We start from the raw sequence: 13,262 nt of genomic DNA, 5'->3' as shown, positions 1-13,262 counted from the left end.
CCGGCGTTTTACTTAGCGTGGACGGTATACTTTTGCCGCCCTGCGCTTGTCCAAATATTTTTTTACAATCGGGTAAATGATCGGGCCATATTTCATGCCCATTTTAATTAAGTTTGTCATACTTCGTGATGAACGAGCCATAATATTTTTCACCTTCCCGTTTCGATTTAGTACTACAAGTGTACCCGAACCTTGGATTATTAAACATTCAAGCGGGAAAGCTGATATAATGAGAAGCAATGAGAATTTTGGAAAGGACGTGCGTGAATGGCTCTAGAAGCTGGAACGATCGTAACACTGCGTGTAAAAAACAAACAAGAATATGGCTGGTTTCTTGAAAATGAAGAAGAAGAAGCCGTACTCCTTCATAATAGTGAAATAAGAGATGGTTTCGATCCGAACGAACCGATTGAGGTTTTCCTTTATCAGGACCACAGCGGCCGGCTTGCGTCTACGATGGACCGCCCGCTTATTACGCTTGGCGAATACGGCTGGGTGGAAGTTGTGGGGGAAGAAATAAAGCATGGTGTGTTTGTGAATATCGGCATTTCAAAAGATGCACTCGTGTCAGAAGATGACCTGCCGTATAAATTTGAGGTACGGCCGATTGCCGGTGACAAGCTGTACTGCACACTTAAGCTTGATAAAAATGGCCGGCTGTTTGCGAAGCCGGCAACAGAAGAAAAAATTTGGGACATTGCCAAGCGGGCCAATAAAACCGATTTAAACAAGGACTTTACCGGCAGAGTCTACCGGACAGGGAAAGCAGGTACGTGGATTATTACCGATGACTTGTACCGGGCATTCCTGCATCCGACTGAGCGTGAGGATGAACCGCGTGTCGGGCAGGAGGTTACAGGACGCATTATTGCGGTGCACGACGACGGATCGGTGAATGTTTCCCTTTTAGGACGTCGTGTGGAACGGCAAAAAGATGATGCGGAAAATGTGTATGACTACTTGATGAGCCGCGGCGGCCAAATGCCATACTGGGATAAAAGCCTGCCGGAAGAAATCGAAAAACGGTTCGGCATCAGCAAAGGAGCGTTTAAACGGGCGCTCGGCAAGCTGATGAAAGAAGGCAGAGCCTATCAGGAAAGCGGCTGGACCTACGCAGGCACAAAACAAAAAAGCGAATAAAAAAGGACGCTGCCTCAATTGGCAGCGTCTTTTTTTATTAATCATGGTCGTTTGATAAATTCAATTTTTTAATCAAGGCAAAGAACAAGCTTAAAATAATCGCAACAACCGTTGCTAACGCCATTCCTTTTAATTGCAGGTAGCCCCATGTGAACGTAGCGCCTGATAAACCGATCACAAGCACGATCGTTGTTAAGATCATGTTCGTTGTTTTAGAATAATCCACCCGTGAATCTACAAGCATGCGCAGGCCGCTTGCCGCAATAATACCGAATAGAAGCAGGGAGATGCCGCCCATAACCGGACCTGGAATCGTCGAAATAAGCGCAGCGAGTTTGCCGAAAAACGATAGCAGGATCGCCATAACCGCTGCACCGCCAATGACCCAAACAGAATACACTTTTGACAGAGCTAAAACACCAATATTTTCACCATATGTGGTGTTTGGCGTTGAGCCGACAAAACCAGAAATGACCGTTGAAATTCCGTTTCCGAATAAAGAAACACCGAGACCTGGTTTTTTCATTAAATCACGGTCTACGATATTTTGTGTAACTACAAGGTGCCCGATGTGCTCGGCGATTACGACAAGCGCGGCAGGAGCAATAATGGCAATACTCGACCAATGAAACTCCGGCGAATAAAATTGCGGGAGAGCGAACATTTTTGCTTCACGAACCGGTGTGAAATCCACCATTCCAAACATCGCCGCAATGATATACCCGGCAACAATCCCAACCAGAATCGGAATAATTTTTAAAAAGCCGCGGAACATCACGTTGCCAATAACCGTGATAAGAAGCGTCAGCATGGAAACGATAATCGTATTGCGGTCTGGTGACCAATCTGCTGAACCGTCCGAGATAATGCCCGCCATCTGTGCAGCTGTCGGTACAAGCTCAAGCCCGATTACGGCTACAATCGCGCCCATCGCTGCCGGCGGAAAGACTACGTCGATCCAGCCGGTGCCGGCCACTTTAATAATTCCTGAAACGAGAATGAAAATAAGGCCGACGACAATAAAACCGCCTAATGCCTGCTCGTAACTGCCGCCTTCAAGTACTAAAAAGACAGGCGATAAAAAAGCGAAGCTGGATCCGAGGTAAGCCGGAATCTGACCTTTACAAAGAAAAATGTACAATAATGTACCGATACCATTCATTAATAAAATCGTCGCTGGGTTTACGCCAAACAAAACCGGAACAAGGACCGTTGACCCAAACATGGCGAATAAATGCTGCAAGCTAAGCGGAATCAGAGCCGGAATTGGCGGCCGCTCGTCAACTTGATAAGTACGCAAATGATCTTCCTCCTAAATACACAAATTGTAGTCATTATACTTCAAAAATCGTCATCTGACTACAAAAAAAGAACCTGAATATCAGGTTCTTTTAGTCTGTAGACAAAGTCTTTCGCTTTTAAAAAGAGCCGATAAGTGAAGCCTGCCGGACTTCGCGTTCCGCGGGCAGTGCGGGAGCCTCCTCGGCTGCGCCTGCGGGGTCTCTCGACTCACTGTACTTCCCGCAGGAGTCTTCGTCCGGCAGGCTTCACTAAGTGGTTTTGAAGATCAATACACAAGGACCAAATAGAAACTTCTTTTTTAAAAACAGAAAGATACGACCTTATCAGCTCTATACTATACAATCTTGTCGCAAGCCACTTGGCGGCGGGAGGGCAGCGCAGACTCAGCGGGTAGCGGAGACCGGTGGAGCCGTCAGGCGAAGACGGGCTCAGTGCCTGCCCCATGGTAAGCGGAGCTGCCTGGACGCCGCCGATCCATTCTACTCATATGCACGGTCATCCATATCATTTATCTACAGTCTGAAAGAACCTGAATATCAGGTTCTTTGAAACATATTATGAAGCAGCAGGGAGTTCTTCTAGGTCCAGCTCGTTGACCTCGCCGTCTCCATTTAAATCGTCCAGCTCATCCATGATGCCATCCCCGTTTATGTCGATGAAATCCTCAACAGGAATTTCTTCTTCCGGCTCTTCTATGAGCAGTTCTTCCTCCATAGCTGGCACTTCTTCTACAACATCTTCTTCTACAAGCTTTTCATTATATACCAGTTTTACCAGGATAAAAAAGGGCTTTTGACGATAAATGCTGTAAGAGGCTGTTTGATGAACAAATGCTTCATTTTACAACAAATCTTTCGTTTTTTGGCGAATCTGCTCTCCTGTTGTCCATTCGCGGTTTCAACCGCCGGCGGGGCCCTCTCTGGTGCTGGCTGTCAATAAGCAGGGCAGCTTGTCTTTAAAAGCGAATGAATGTAAGGGAATTTAACAAAATGTTCGGAAATGAAAAGTGTGTACATACGTAGGGTTGTAAGCGATAACAATCTAATATTTCCTTGAAAATGAAAGGAAGGAGCCCTTGATAAGTACAGGATGTTATTTTATAATTCGGGTATTGATAAAGTAGTAAATTTTCAGATTATCGAAAATAACACGAATGAAGGAGTAGTATGATGACACGAGTTTATAATTTCTCAGCAGGTCCTTCCATGTTGCCTCTTGAGGTACTCCAAAAAGCACAAGCCGAACTGACAAATTACGCAGGTTCCGGCATGGCGGTGATGGAGCTGAGCCATCGCTCGAAATGGTTTACAGAAATCATTGAAACAGCGGAATCCGTTCTTCGCAAGCTGATGAATATTCCGGACAACTACAAAGTGTTATTCCTTCAAGGGGGCGCTTCCCAGCAGTTCGCCATGGTGCCGATGAACTTGTTTTCCGGCAGCAAAAAAGCGGATTTTGTGAATACAGGCTCCTGGTCGAAAAAAGCAATTAAAGAAGCGAAAAAATACGGGGAAGTACGTGTTATTGCATCTTCTGAAGATAAAAACTTCAGTTACATCCCAACCGTAACAGCGGATATGATCGATCCAGAAGCGGATTTCGTTCATATCACAACAAACAATACAATAGAAGGAACGGTTTTTGAACAGATTCCGGATACAGGCAATGTGCCGCTTGTGGCAGATATGTCTTCCAATATCTTATCAACGGAAATCGATGTGTCAAAATTTGGCATCATTTACGCAGGGGCGCAGAAAAATGTCGGTCCGGCCGGCTTGACGCTTGTGATTATCCGTGAAGATTTAATTGGAAAAGCGGATGACTCCGTTCCGACCATGCTGGATTACAAAACGCACGCAGACAGCGAGTCGCTTTATAACACACCGCCAACGTTTGCGATTTACATGGCGAAGCTTGTATTTGAATGGTTAGAAAGCTTAGGCGGTATCAACGCAATGGAAAGCATCAACCGGGAAAAAGCGGCTATTTTGTACGACTATCTTGATCAATCGGCTATGTTCAGTTCACCGATTGCGAAGGAAGCTCGTTCTCTGATGAACATTCCATTTGTATCACCAAGTGAAGAACTAGACGCACTGTTTGTGAAAGAAGCAAAAGCAAAAGGACTTGAAACATTAAAAGGACACCGTTCAGTTGGCGGCATGCGCGCAAGTATTTATAACGCTATGCCGGTTGAAGGCGTCAAAGCACTTGTCGCTTTTATGCAAGAATTCGAACAGACTCATTCAGCGGAAGGGAAGTAACGAGACGTGTATACTATTAAATCCATGAACAATATTGCCGATATCGGTATGAACGTATTCCACAATGCAGATAATTTTCAAGTAAACGACGACACAAACACACCAGACGGCATTATTTTGCGCAGTGCCAACCTGCATGATACAGAGTTCAGCGGCAGTCTTAAAGCGATTGCCCGCGCTGGTGCCGGTGTAAACAATATTCCTGTACAAGAATGCACAGAGCGCGGCATTGTGGTTTTCAACACGCCGGGTGCTAATGCCAATGCTGTAAAAGAATTGATCCTGACAACAATTATGGCTGTTTCCCGCAACTTGTTTGACGGCGTCAGCTGGACAAAAGAGTTACAGGGCCAGGGAGATGCGATTCCAAAGCTTGTTGAAGCAGGTAAAAAGCAATTTGTCGGCCGTGAAATAAAAGGCAAAACGCTTGGCGTTATCGGTCTTGGCCATATTGGGGCCTTGGTTGCGAACAATGCGCTTGACCTTGATATGGATGTAATCGGCTTTGACCCGTTCATTTCGGTTGACACTGCTTGGAACCTTTCTCGTAACGTACAGCGCGCTTTGACAATTGAACAATTGTTTGCGGCGAGCGACTACATTACAGTGCACGTGCCATTAACGGATAACACACGCGGCATGTTCAACAAAGAAGCGTTTTCTATTATGAAAAATGGTGCTACTATTTTGAACTTCTCACGTGGCGAGCTTGTGAACGAAGAGGATATGCGGGCAGCACTTGAAAGCGGCAAAGTCGGCAAATACGTAACAGACTTCCCGAACGAAAACGTTATTGGCATGAAAAATGTTGTTCCGATTCCTCACCTTGGCGCGTCTACAACAGAATCAGAAGAAAACTGCGCCGTTATGGCAGCACGCCAAATGAAAGAGTACTTAGAAACAGGAAACATTAAAAACTCCGTGAATTTCGGCAACGTAGAAATTCCGTTTACCGGCAAACGCCGTGTGACTGTAGCACATAAAAACGTGCCAAACATGGTCGGCCAGATCACAGGTGCTCTTTCTGACTATGACTTGAATATTGCGGACATGGTAAACCGCAGTAAAGGTGACTACGCGTACACATTGATTGATATTGACAATCAAGTAAACGGGGATGTGATTCCTGGTTTAACAGAAAAGCTGCTGAGTATTTCTGGCGTAATTACAGCGCGTATTATCTAAAACGAGAAAAAGAGATTCTGGGTTTTTACCCAGAATCTCTTTTTGTACTGGACAAAAATAAATTTCAAAACTTGAAAAAATTTGAAACCAATTGGTATTTTTTCCTGTATGATGAAGAGAAGGAAAATGTGAATGGGGGATCTACTTTGAAAAAATGGCAACAAATGATGGCTGCGGCTGTGAGTGTCTCACTTCTTATGCCGGGAGCCGCTTTGGCAGAGGTGCCGTCAGCTGACAAAGAAGCACAATATAAAGCAGCTCAATCGGACAAGCAGGTAACAGATTCTCGGACACTAGTGATTAAATATTCAAAAGCACTGCCGCAAAGTGTACATAAAAAAGCAGGTGTGTCTCTTGTAAAGCGTCTGTCCGGCTTGAAATATGACGTGGTGCGGGTGCCGGCGTCTAAAAAGCTGAGCGACGTGATCAGTGTTTATAAAAATCGTTCAGAAGTAACAGCGATTACGCCGAGCATTCAATACAAAGCATTTGCCGCTAAACCAGATCCAAAAGCAGCGAATATGGATCACTTAGCCATGCTCAATATAGGAAAAACTCTTTCGTATGCGGGGAAAAACAAAGTCACCATCGCGGTAGTGGACGGCGGGGTGGACTATAAGCATCCTGATTTAAAAGCAAATTTATTAAAGCCATATAATGCGGCTAATCCGGCGCGAAATCCGGTTCGTGACCTGCATGGAACACACGTAGCAGGCATTATCGCCTCCACGAAGGATAACGGTCTTGGCGGATATGGCGTGTTTCCAAATGCAAACATTTTGCCGGTTGATGTATTTAACGGTTCTATGGGAGCCAATGACTTTACGATTGCAGAAGGCATTACCTACTCTGTCGACCAGGGAGCAGATGTAATCAACCTGAGCCTTGGCGGCTTTATGCCTTCTCCTGTTGTAGAAGAAGCGATTCAATATGCGATTGATTCCGGGGTTGTCGTCGTTGCAGCGGCAGGCAATGAAGCAACGGATCAATATTCTTATCCGGCTGCTTATCCGGGGGTTATCAGTGTGGGGAATATCAATGGAGCAAAAACGTTATCTGACAGCTCTAACTACGGTTCCTCTGTTGATGTGGTAGCACCGGGTGAAAACATTTACAGCACATCCTACAATGCAGAGGCAGGATCTAAATTTGAACGGCTGACTGGTACTTCAATGGCATCGCCGATGGTCGCAGCTGCAGCGGGACTCTTAAAGTCTAAGTATCCAAATTTAACAGCTTTCGACATTGAATATATTTTGGAGCAGACGGCTACAGATCTTGGTGAAAAAGGCTACGATTTAACGTATGGAAACGGATTGATTAACCCGCTTAATGCGCTGAAATTTGATACGAAAAAGCTTCCGAAGCGCCCGGACGTATCCGGTGAAACGATCTTGAAAACAGCTAAAGAAATCAAGTCAGGAAAGCAGTCTTTTACCGGCGCTTTCAAATCACCAGAGACGATTCACTGGTTTAAAGCAAACGTGACAGAAGGCCAGCACGTACAGACGGTGCTGAACGGAAGCAAGGGATACGATTATGCAATGGAGCTCTATTTTGTACCGGAGGATGGAGATCCTCAGTATCTTCGTGATGTCGACCAAACAACAGCAAGCGGGCAGGAAGGTTATTTATACACGGCCAGCGAAGCGGGCACACTTGTCATTGGCGTGAAGGACACAAACGGCAATTACAGTGCAGCCGGCAAATCTGCTTTTACGCTTCAAGCTGAAAAGCGGGGTCCGATTGAACGGGATCAGGCAACATCTGAAAACCCAATTGCGATTACATCTCTTCCATATACAAAAAATAATTTTACACTTTATAGCGGTGAAGAAGGCGTGCCGGATTCAGACTTCTTTACTTTCTCAGTAGAAGAAGAAAAGTTAGTTTCGCTTTCCGTCTCCGCTCTTCCCGGGGTAAATTCAGCTATCAATGTTTATGTTGAGGAAGAAGGAGAAGAATACAGCATTGCAGACGGAAACAGCCAGCCGGTCAATAAAGGCGAAACCGTTTCATTCCAGGCTGTTCCAGGAATGAACTACCGGATTGAAGTGACAAATGGCGCATTTAGCGAAGATATTTTCCTGGATTCCCTTTTAGACCTTTTATCTTTGGATATGTCCATGCTTGAAGAACAAACAGCCGGCGAATCTGCTCAGCCTTACACGTTTAAAGTAGAAGAACGAACTATTCCGGCAGATGAAGACGGACTCCCGGAAGAAAGCACGCTCGAAGATGATTTAATGGATGGAAGTGTCACGCCGGCTGAATACGGTGAAATGAAAGAAGATGAGCTAATTGACGGCGGTGAGGGAGGCATGAAAAGCGGGGAAATTCTCGAAAAAGCCATTCCGTACACACTCGGCAGCAGCAAGAAAGGCTTCTTCCAGTCGGGATATGACGAAGACTACTACCGCTTTACACCGACAGTGGATGGCATTTACTCATTTAGTGCCAGTCAGGAAAATGAACGAAGTGCTTCTACGACACTGTTAGAAGCAGATTCGGAGACGGGTGAGCTGATCCCTGTTTCAGGCAGCGGCGGTGAAACGGATTTGATTGCGGCCCTTCTCGGCGGCTCGATGGGATCAGGAAATATCAATGTCGCCCTTACGAAAAACAAAACGTACGTTATGATGGTTTCGAGCAATGCGGAAAACGCATCCGCCGATCCGTATACACTCACATCAAAGAGGATTGCAGATGTACCGCCAGAAAAAGATACCGATTATAATCTTCCTGAAGAAGGGCAGAACTTAAAAGCCGGCAAAGCGGTTCAAAACTACTTTGTTCAATCGGGAGATGTTGATTACTATTATTTTATGAATGAAGGAAAACCGCGTGTTTATACGCTTGATATTACAGCGAGCGCTCTGACTGCTGCACAAAAAGCAAGCATCCCACTTCAGTTGCGCCCCGGACATATTTTTAGCGGTGCGGTGTATGAAGATGTAAATGGAGACAAAGTGCTTGATGAAGACGAATTGAGCCGGGTTACACCGTTTGGCCCGGATCTATTTTCGATGATGATTACAGAAACGGACGTACACACATCCTTTGCAGCGAAGGAAGATACCGGCTACTTTATTGAAGCAGCTCCGTTTCTATCAGCTGGACCGAACCTTCAGCCGTATGCAGTAAAGGTAGGAGCAACGTACAATGAATTTGCGGACGGCGACGCGAAAGTGGTCAATCATGTTCCAACCAAGCCGCTGCCGCTTAAAACGACAGGCGGGAAATACGGAGCACGCGGCTACTTTAATAGCGGTGTATCGTTTGGAGATGTAGATCACTTCGTTTTAAATCTTACGAAGCAGGGCACGGTTTCCCTTGCGTTCTCAGCCGGTCAAAACCTGGATGGCGTGATGGCCGTATACAATGCCAAAGGAGCGCTTGTTGCGTCCTTTGACCAGTACGGTAAAAATGATGAAGAACTGGCATCACTGAATTTGCCAAAAGGAAAATATTTTATTGAACTGAGTGAAGCGAGCGGCACTGCTTCAACGGCACCGTATCAATTAATTGTGAAAAAATAAAAAGCAGAGGGCTGAGCCCTCTGCTTTTTTATGAATCTGAATTCGTTTCATGTTACTGGATTGTTTCATTTGCCAGCATCAGGCCAACCGAGTTGTTTTGCTGCCAGATGCTTGAGAAATAAACAATAGGAACAGGGCGGCTGCCAACGTATGGCGACACTTCAATTGTCAAACCCGGCTTTTGCTCGTTTTGAATAAACCAGTCCGTGTAGCCGCCGCCGCTTGGGTTAGACTGTGGGGCGACTAAGCTATAGCCCGTTTTTTGGCTTACCCGCTTTGCTACAGCCAGGTCACGTGATTTGCGGGCACCTGACTGGTAATAATGCCAGTAAATAATTTGGCCGGAGCTGTGATAAGCTGCGCTCGCTTTAAAAGAATGCTTGAGCGTGAAGTCATACATCGCTTTTGATTCGGGTTCACTGAGTGGGCTTGGCCCTTTATAGTTTTGGGAAGAAGGCTTGCCAGGGTTACAGCAGATGTTACGCCAGTCTGCCGGGTATTGACGGTTTAAATCAACACCGCGTATATTCGCTTTCCAGGCAGAAAAATTCGTACTGCCGCCGTTTAACTTCAAAATGGCGTCTTTGTTTTTCGCACTGCCCGCTCCGAGCTGTACGAGAGAAACGCCGTCCGGGTTCACCATCGGCACCATATAAATAGAAGTTTTCTTTAAAATGGACCGGGCTGGATAGCCATGCATAGAGCCATTCGTGTGAAACAGATGGGCGTATTGATCGGCCATTTCCATTACTACGTTTGTTGTAATATGCTCACGCGCATGATGCGAGCCGTTAAGGAGCACTTCTTCTTTGCCAGTGCCCAGCCGGAGAGCATATAAACTACGGCCGTCCACCGATTTGCCGATCACCTCTAAGGAAGCGATATCCGAATGCCAAAGCGCAAGCTCTTTTAAGTCTTGCACCATTTGCTCATACGTCATCGTTTTAAACGGGTTTACATAGTTACCGGTATACAAGGTCATATCTGCTTTAAGAATATAAGCTGTCCGGCCGCCAATGTCGACAATGTAATAATCACGGTAAGCGGCGCGTGTTTGAAGCAGGGTGCCTGCCTGCAGGCGGCCAAGTGATGTTAACCGGCCGTTTTTCGAATAAAGCAGGTCGACTGTTTTCCGGGTAATCGCCCGCTTTTGAAACACATAGCCGGGTTGTACGCCGCCAGCGAGAGATGCTTCCGGCAAGTATGTAACAGCTGTTTCGGAAACATAAGCGGTTGTATTACCCAATACGAATGAAACGTACCCATTTTCCGTGCCCGTTTTTTTAAATATTTCTCCTGTTAAAAGGCGCCCCGTTTTCACGTAAGCTCCATTTTTCTTTTGAAATAATTCTGCATCGTGTTCGAGGCGAATGTAAGAGCTGGATGCCTCTGCTTGTCCATTCTCTTCTATTATTAAATCTTCTTTTGCAATAAAGCCATTGATCCCCTGCCAGGAAACACGGACTCTCGTTTCCTGCTCCTCTATTACTTTTACATTTGTGCGGGCGGGAATCGGTGTCAGCACAGCCTGCTGTTCAGCAGAGGAAGGTGGGGTGTAAATTGTTGTATCCACTTTTGTCAGTAAATATGAGGCAGCCTGTGCAGCAGTGGATGGCAACAGGGCGCTCAGGAGAAGAACGATGAGAGAAAAAGACAGCCACTTTTTCATTATAACCTCCAATTTATATATTATTTACCTCTATTTTAACAGGTTTGGAGAATGAAAGAATGCTGATTTGCAAATAAAAAAGACGCTTTTAAAAGCGTCTTTTTTAAGATAAAAAGCCCATAAGCGCGTATTTTATTTTTTCGGTACGAGACAGCTCGTTCCACGGTTTCTTTTTTATATGATCGGTGTCAATCGGCGTAATAAAAGGGCCGTGTTTCATCACGAGGCGGTACGGATCAATCACGATCGCTTCACCGTCTTCTACGCCTTTGGTTACTTGATACACACCATCCACGTGAAGGCCGGTTTCAATACGCCGGCGTTCAAGAAGACCTTCTTGATTCAGAACAATGGCATATGATTTTTGATTTTTTCTTAAAATAGCCGTGTTCGGAATCGTAACCACATCCGGCTGTTCATCCGTTATGACTTTCACACTCGCTTTTAAACCGGGATACAAATCACTTGATGCAGCGCCGCTCAGCTGAGCAGAGTATGGATATAAGCTTGCTCGTTTTACAGACGGCTCTTCTTCGGGATACGTGCTGACAGAGCTAAGCGATCCACTGAACTGCTCGAGAGTCGTATCTACAGTGACTTCAACCCGCTGATCTGGTGCGGACTTTGCCATCTGTTTTTCATCAAACACGCCTTTTACAGCCGGTACCGATGAATTAATGATCATCACCGGGTTGTTTAAGCTTGTATCAATTTTTTTTACATAGCCTTCGTTCGTGCTTTTTACAGTTAAATTATCTTTTTTCGCTTCCTGAGCGGCAATAAGCGTATCGTATTTTTTCACTTCTTCCTGCAGCTTCTGCTTTTCGGTTTCCTGCTGCAGGATGCTTTCTTCTACTCCCGTGCTCGCATCACCGCTTTGAACGATCGTCGTGTCGCCGTCACTATCACTGTCTGAAGAACCGTCCGTATTGGCCGTTTCGTTTTCCTCGTTCTCCGCTTCGGACAGGAGCAGACGCAGCTGGCTTAGTTGATTGTCAATCAACGAGATTTGCTGCTGAGTCTGATCTTTTTCGGCTGTTAAGCGGGCGATTTCATCCTCTATAACGTCCGGTGAATATTGAAATAATGGAGTGCCGGGCTGAATGGCTTCGCCTTCTTTAACAAAAACCTCTTCAAGCGACCCTTTGCTTTGATCAAAATAAATCGGGTACTCGTCAGAAGGAACGACAACGCCTTCTGCAGAAAACGACTTCACCACATCTCCTGTCTCAGATCGGTCCCAGTCGGTCAGCCATTCGCTTCGGACGGCTTTGCTGTCTTCCTTGAAAATTAAATATAAGTTACCGGCAATTACAACCGCGCTGGCTGCAAGCCATACTTGCTTCTTTATTTTTTTCACTGTCTTCACCTCTTTTCATTAAAACAAGTTTTCCACTTGGATCGATGTAAACAATGTCGCTAAAATCCAAAATGCCAGGCCTGTCAGGAAGACCATCAAGAAAACGAAAAGAGGTTTTCTAGCTTCTGACGCCCGCAGAAAACGGTATTGAATCGCTAAAATCCAAACTTGAAAAATTGTAATAAAGCTGAAAAAGCGAATGGCCATTGCATTGTCTGTGGCATATTGTGCGACAACCCCCAGTGAGAAAGGTGAAGAGTCACGCGGAATAGAGAAAAACACATTCCAGACCATAAGCAGGGCAAACTCAATTAAATAGATTGAGAAAGTAATACACTGCAAGGCGACAAGCTTTTTAAACTCTAATTCTAAGAATGTCCAAAAAAGAAGAGCCGGAACAAAGATATAGAAAAGAGGAAGCAGCAGTCCGGCAAGGCCAGCACCTCCGGTAAATAGCAGTTTCAGCCATTCATATGTATACATATCGGATTCGGCCATATAAGCAGATATGCCTTCGCTTTGTATGCCTAATGCGCCGGCAAGCAAAGACAGAAGCACACTGATCAGTAGTAATAGTGAAAATTTTGTCCATAAACCGCGAGTTTTTTCGGCCTGTGACAGCTGTGCGAGTTCATGGGAAGTGCGAAACAGCCCTTTTAAAAGCTGAAGCCGATAAGCCATTTTCAAATCTCCCATCAATTAGAATAAATAAAGTCAATTCTCATTATATACAACTATTGATATATGAACCAATAATATTCTAACATTATTGGTCTATTTGTTATTTGTCAGAATTATTAAAC

The 13,262-nt window shown here is 45.3% G+C and carries 10 protein-coding genes; 4 read left to right on the top strand and 6 right to left on the bottom strand.

Annotated elements, in window-relative coordinates:
* Positions 1–12 precede the first annotated feature (12 nt).
* A complete protein-coding gene (locus RIN81_RS07895) occupies positions 13–141 on the bottom strand; it encodes a hypothetical protein (protein ID WP_309089047.1) in 129 nt (42 codons plus the stop codon).
* Positions 142–267: 126 nt separating this feature from the next.
* Between RIN81_RS07895 and RIN81_RS07890 the strand changes: the two genes are divergently transcribed.
* A complete protein-coding gene (locus tag RIN81_RS07890; protein WP_309089045.1) occupies positions 268–1,140 on the top strand; it encodes a CvfB family protein in 873 nt (290 codons plus the stop codon).
* Between the two features lie 37 nt (positions 1,141–1,177).
* Here RIN81_RS07890 and uraA read toward each other — a convergent pair whose 3' ends face one another.
* Both uraA and RIN81_RS07880 read right to left on the bottom strand, forming a co-directional pair.
* Positions 1,178–2,440: a uracil permease gene (uraA, locus tag RIN81_RS07885; RefSeq protein WP_309089043.1), complete on the bottom strand. Its 1,263-nt coding sequence runs from the start codon at positions 2,438–2,440 to the stop codon at positions 1,178–1,180.
* 557 nt (positions 2,441–2,997) lie between these two features.
* A complete protein-coding gene (locus RIN81_RS07880) occupies positions 2,998–3,156 on the bottom strand; it encodes a hypothetical protein (RefSeq protein WP_309089041.1) in 159 nt (52 codons plus the stop codon).
* Positions 3,157–3,611: 455 nt separating this feature from the next.
* On the opposite strand from RIN81_RS07880, the gene serC reads away from it, so the two are divergent.
* From serC to RIN81_RS07865, 3 genes are all read left to right on the top strand, one after another.
* A complete protein-coding gene (gene serC / locus RIN81_RS07875; protein ID WP_309089039.1) occupies positions 3,612–4,706 on the top strand; it encodes a 3-phosphoserine/phosphohydroxythreonine transaminase in 1,095 nt (364 codons plus the stop codon).
* A gap of 24 nt (positions 4,707–4,730) precedes the next feature.
* Complete coding sequence (locus RIN81_RS07870; protein WP_309089395.1) at positions 4,731–5,891, top strand: phosphoglycerate dehydrogenase; 1,161 nt, start codon at positions 4,731–4,733, stop codon at positions 5,889–5,891.
* Between the two features lie 146 nt (positions 5,892–6,037).
* A complete protein-coding gene (locus tag RIN81_RS07865) occupies positions 6,038–9,430 on the top strand; it encodes a S8 family peptidase (RefSeq protein WP_309089037.1) in 3,393 nt (1,130 codons plus the stop codon).
* Positions 9,431–9,482: 52 nt separating this feature from the next.
* On the opposite strand, the gene RIN81_RS07860 is transcribed toward RIN81_RS07865, so the two are convergent.
* From RIN81_RS07860 to RIN81_RS07850, 3 genes are all read right to left on the bottom strand, one after another.
* Complete coding sequence (locus RIN81_RS07860; protein ID WP_309089035.1) at positions 9,483–11,099, bottom strand: M14 family metallopeptidase; 1,617 nt, start codon at positions 11,097–11,099, stop codon at positions 9,483–9,485.
* A gap of 103 nt (positions 11,100–11,202) precedes the next feature.
* Positions 11,203–12,459 (bottom strand): efflux RND transporter periplasmic adaptor subunit, encoded by a 1,257-nt coding sequence (locus RIN81_RS07855; RefSeq protein ID WP_309089033.1) that lies wholly within the window; start codon positions 12,457–12,459, stop codon positions 11,203–11,205.
* Between the two features lie 18 nt (positions 12,460–12,477).
* Positions 12,478–13,140 (bottom strand): hypothetical protein, encoded by a 663-nt coding sequence (locus RIN81_RS07850; RefSeq protein WP_309089031.1) that lies wholly within the window; start codon positions 13,138–13,140, stop codon positions 12,478–12,480.
* Positions 13,141–13,262: the final 122 nt, after the last annotated feature.

Source organism: Domibacillus sp. (assembly GCF_031181085.1).
Taxonomy (GTDB): domain Bacteria; phylum Bacillota; class Bacilli; order Bacillales; family Domibacillaceae; genus Domibacillus.
This window is presented reverse-complemented; position numbering and strand designations above follow the sequence as displayed.

What these genes read in the sequence shown, in the direction of transcription:
- RIN81_RS07890 (WP_309089045.1), top strand. Translation starts at nt 268, where the DNA reads ATGGCTCTAGAAGCTGGAACGATCGTAACACTGCGTGTAAAAAACAAA.
- RIN81_RS07895 (WP_309089047.1), bottom strand. Translation starts at nt 141, where the DNA reads ATGGCTCGTTCATCACGAAGTATGACAAACTTAATTAAAATGGGCATG.
- RIN81_RS07860 (WP_309089035.1), bottom strand. Translation starts at nt 11,099, where the DNA reads ATGAAAAAGTGGCTGTCTTTTTCTCTCATCGTTCTTCTCCTGAGCGCC.
- RIN81_RS07880 (WP_309089041.1), bottom strand. Translation starts at nt 3,156, where the DNA reads ATGGAGGAAGAACTGCTCATAGAAGAGCCGGAAGAAGAAATTCCTGTT.
- RIN81_RS07870 (WP_309089395.1), top strand. Translation starts at nt 4,731, where the DNA reads ATGAACAATATTGCCGATATCGGTATGAACGTATTCCACAATGCAGAT.
- RIN81_RS07850 (WP_309089031.1), bottom strand. Translation starts at nt 13,140, where the DNA reads ATGGCTTATCGGCTTCAGCTTTTAAAAGGGCTGTTTCGCACTTCCCAT.
- serC (WP_309089039.1), top strand. Translation starts at nt 3,612, where the DNA reads ATGACACGAGTTTATAATTTCTCAGCAGGTCCTTCCATGTTGCCTCTT.